This is a genomic window from Vibrio sp. 10N.261.52.A1 (genome assembly GCF_002876325.1).
GTDB classification, from domain to species: domain Bacteria; phylum Pseudomonadota; class Gammaproteobacteria; order Enterobacterales; family Vibrionaceae; genus Vibrio; species Vibrio chagasii.
The window spans coordinates 1-3929 of the sequence record NZ_MCYD01001227.1 but is presented as its reverse complement, the minus strand read 5'-3'; the positions used below and the strand labels follow the sequence as shown (position 1 = coordinate 3929).

The window sequence follows — 3929 nt, the reverse complement described above, 5'->3', positions numbered from 1 at the left end:
CGGGTCAACTACAGAATCTGTCTTAAACGCTTTGTTAGCCCTTAAACTCTTTGGAGGGGTTCAAATGGTTTCGGAGGTAACTCAACTTCAATGCTGTCTCCTGATGATACCCAGCCTCCAACTTTTACTACACCCATTATTCCGGCTTTACGAACCACCTTACCCGAATGATCCCTTCCCAATACCTCAGACAAAAGACCTGTCTGGTATCCTTCTATTTGTGGGCATGGGTTTCGGAGACCAGTGACCAATATCTCAGCACCACTAGAAAATTTGAGAACACTGTCTTTTGGTAAAGCGAGCAAATCAATACCTAAAGTAGTAATATTTTCACCAAGACAAGCGGGGCCAACATCAAATCCCTTAGCAGCAAGATCCTGAAACAACTCACTATGAAGCAGGTGTACTTGTCTTAGATTCGGTTGTGTTGGATCGACTTTTACTCTCGAACGATGCTTTACAGTTTTACCTCTGTGAGCATCTCCTTCAACACCCTCCCCTTCTATCAATAGTATTGATTCCTCGACGGATTTAGAAAAAGTATGCTCCGCATTTTTACTAACTGATACTACATTTATCATCTATTCCTCCTGAGGGCTAACGCCTTGCTAAGGTGTGAGTAACGCAATACAAAAGCTACCGCACAGCACCTTAATCACATAAGCCACCGCATAGCAAAAATGCCACGCGTTACGAATCACTCTTAAGCAATTTGTTAGTACATGCGCTACTTCTATTTATGCGCTCCAAAATATTGAAAACTGGCATGATATGAAAGGCTTTGAACACTGAAGTGAGACGGGCAGCTACAAAACTTTGCCCCGCTTGAAAGACGAAAGTTGGATTGAAGAAAAACGCACTGAACTGCCCTACTTTGCAAATTTCAAATTAGAAAAGGATTCTTTCCTCGTACTTCAACAACAACACCAAAGAAAGACAATGCTGACTTAGTAAAAGCCACGAAAAAGAAGAAGCACCAAAGAAATAGGCTAAGAGTTAGAAACCGTAAACGGTGAAATCAAAGCAAACACTCCGCATATAGTGCCACCGGAAAGAACGTGAAAGGCACAAACTGAAAGGTGTAAAGACGAACGCCAAAACAGATAAACACCAAAACTTATGACCTTTGATGCTAAACCCGTACTAACGCCTTGCTAAGGTGCAGCTAACCTACCACTGAACCCAAGCAAAGCCACGTAAACACATAAGCCAACCGAACCAAAAATGCCAAAGGTTAGCTGTCACTCTTAAGCAATTTGTTAGGCTTTTTCTGCTATATGTTGTAATCGATTTAGTTCCGAAGTTGATATTTGTGATAGTACGCCTTTAGTTTCTAAAACTTGAATTACTCTCAGTTCAATTTGAGAGGAAAGCTCCCCGTCGTCAGAGTTTAGATCACTTTCAATCTCTTGAATCATTTTCGTAAACATAGGTTCAAACATACTTTCAACGACATTTTGAATTTCACTAGCTTGGTACTCCTTTTTGAGGCGTTCATAATCATCTTCTGGTACGATCATTGGAGAGTTAAGCAACAACTTAGGTGGTAAGAATATAGTTTGGATCGAGTTTTTAAGCGTAATGCCGCCTTGATCTATATCCGTAATTTTGTACAGATTCCCACCAACACCACTACCCTCGCCGGTATAAACTATGTATGCATTTCGACCTGCTACGGATTCCAACTTTTTCTTCAGACTTTTATACTCCTTTTTACTTTGTAAATACTCCTTTAAATAAAAAGTCACCGCCACTGAAATGACTGTTGATACAATAACAAAAAGTAATTTTAGATAGTCCAATTCCATAATCCTTATTTTCCCTTTAAAGCCTAACGCCGCGTTAAGGTGCGACAAACAAGTGTGCCATACTTGAGCGAAGCGAAAACGGCACGCGTTTGGAGTCACTCTTAAACGCCTTGTTATGTGCACACACTTGGCTCTTTCGACAAACTATCAATTAAGCTATCTATTTTGTCACAATTCAATTCTGGTAAGTGATTGCTACAATGATTTCGAATCAAAGGTAATAAGTATTCATTAGCTTTATTTGGTGATGTTCTACTAAGCTCTTTATGTGCGAGAAGCGATGTCGTAAACACCTCCCCTAAAGTCTCTATTGACTGCTTCGAAACATCGCTAGCGAACATTGCGTTCAAAATTAGAGCATGAATTACCTCTTTTTTATCTTCACCTTTCAGTTTGCATAACGTGTGATTTATAGATGCATTTGAGACTTTAATAAGAGTTTCAGCGGCATTCGTATTATGGTATCTAAATAGCTCATATTCTTCCTTTAAGCGTTTGTTATGCTTTTCATCTAAATCATTTAGAGTCATGGAAGCTAGATAATACATCCCACCAACACCGATAAGAAAACTAACTAGAGCTACTGAAATGTACTTAATCATATTGCACCTCCTGTGCACATAACGCCCTGTTAAGGGGTGAGCAACGCAATACCAAAGTCGCTACATACCACCTTAAACACTAAAACCAACGCATAGTGAAAATGCCATGCGTTGCGAATCCCTCTTGAACAGTTTGTTAGCTATTTTTTACAACGATCGTATTTGCCGCTAAATCACCTATTCGTTGACGCCTTTTAGAAAGAATAAAAATAGCATCAATTAGCCCAATTAATGGATTAAGAATATTTCGAATAAAAGACTGCCATAAGGAGCAATATTTACCAGATTCTTTATCAATTACCGACATCCCAAGTACTAACTTACCGATACTTTGTCCTCGTGGTAATGCGTCTGAAAAAATCAAATAGATGGCTGCAACCGAAATTGATATAAGGTCAGTTTGATCCCTAGGTGAACCCATTTCATTGAACAGCGACAACAATAGCAAAAATATCAACCAAGTGACTATCAAATCTAAGAACTGACCAAAATAACGCCTTCCCGGACTTGCCAAAGATCTATTTAGCCTATGTTGCTCTGGGCTAACATATTTAATACTCTCGATAACTTCATGTGACTCATTTACATCTAAGTCAAGATTACTGAGTTGTGGTTCTATTCTCACTTCGGTAAAACTCCATTTTTTCGTTAAGATAGCTAACGCCACGTTAAGTAGTGAGCAACGCACCACCCAACTAAACATTACCACCATAAACACAAAACCCAACCAATAACACTGAAAATGCCATGCGTTGGGAATCTGTCTTAAACGTTTTGTTAGGCGACTTTTCGCGCTTTGATTGAATATAACAAAGGAATCTGTTGACCTTTATACAACATTTGATATCCCAAGTTTGGTACTGACTCCAAACCATCAAAACAGTTATATGGGCTATATGGATGCTCAGAGAAAGACTCAATCTTTAAACCTGCGTCGATTAAGGCGTTTATAACCTCACTTATTGGATGAGACCAAGTAACCGTAGTTGTTTTTGTACCATCACAGTTTTCTGTATAAGTGCCTTCCTCTTCAACGTCAGGCCTACTATCCGGAAAATACGAGTAGCCAGATAGCAGGTCATTAAATGTATGGAACTCAACTAGGTGAAACTCCCCGCCGACTTTTAGTGACTTGGCAATAGTCTGCGCCCAATCAACTAAGTTGGGTAGCCAACACAACACACCGTATGAAGTAAATACGATATCGAATTGTTGTTTATTTTCATGACCAAATTGAACCACATCACTTTCAATAAAATCCGCTTTTAAATCCAAAGCCTGCTTCAGTGAATTAGCATGCTTGATTGCATTAGCAGATAAATCTACACCTGTGACCTCTGCACCTAAGCGAGCCCAAGACAAGGTATCTTGACCAAAATGACACTGTAGGTGCAATAGAGACTTTCCTTGAACATTCCCTACTTGTTTTAGTTCGATTGGATTTAGCGAACATCTACCACACTTAAATGATGCAACATCATAGAACTCCGATTCAACGTGTACCTTGGTTCTTTTATCC

Annotated in this window: 5 protein-coding genes; all 5 read right to left on the bottom strand. The window is 39.4% G+C overall.

Annotated elements, in window-relative coordinates; translation table 11 throughout:
• Positions 1-41: 41 nt before the first annotated feature.
• Positions 42-581: an MOSC domain-containing protein gene (locus BCT81_RS25945; protein ID WP_102426328.1), complete on the bottom strand. Its 540-nt coding sequence runs from the start codon at positions 579-581 to the stop codon at positions 42-44.
• 678 nt (positions 582-1259) lie between these two features.
• The gene (locus BCT81_RS25935; RefSeq protein ID WP_102426326.1) at positions 1260-1808 is read right to left on the bottom strand and encodes a hypothetical protein; all 549 of its coding nucleotides are present in this window, start codon (positions 1806-1808) and stop codon (positions 1260-1262) included.
• 113 nt (positions 1809-1921) lie between these two features.
• Positions 1922-2410, bottom strand: coding sequence for a hypothetical protein (locus tag BCT81_RS25930; protein WP_102426325.1), 489 nt, complete (start codon positions 2408-2410; stop codon positions 1922-1924).
• Positions 2411-2546: 136 nt separating this feature from the next.
• Positions 2547-3113 (bottom strand): RDD family protein, encoded by a 567-nt coding sequence (locus BCT81_RS25920; protein ID WP_102426324.1) that lies wholly within the window; start codon positions 3111-3113, stop codon positions 2547-2549.
• A 74-nt stretch (positions 3114-3187) separates the two neighbouring features.
• The coding region (locus BCT81_RS25915; RefSeq protein ID WP_102426323.1) for a class I SAM-dependent methyltransferase at positions 3188-3929 on the bottom strand (742 nt) is incomplete at its 5' end.

Coding starts and splice junctions, on each gene's coding strand:
- BCT81_RS25945 (WP_102426328.1), bottom strand. CDS start 581: ATGATAAATGTAGTATCAGTTAGTAAAAATGCGGAGCATACTTTTTCT.
- BCT81_RS25930 (WP_102426325.1), bottom strand. CDS start 2,410: ATGATTAAGTACATTTCAGTAGCTCTAGTTAGTTTTCTTATCGGTGTT.
- BCT81_RS25920 (WP_102426324.1), bottom strand. CDS start 3,113: ATGTTTAGTTGGGTGGTGCGTTGCTCACTACTTAACGTGGCGTTAGCT.
- BCT81_RS25935 (WP_102426326.1), bottom strand. CDS start 1,808: ATGGAATTGGACTATCTAAAATTACTTTTTGTTATTGTATCAACAGTC.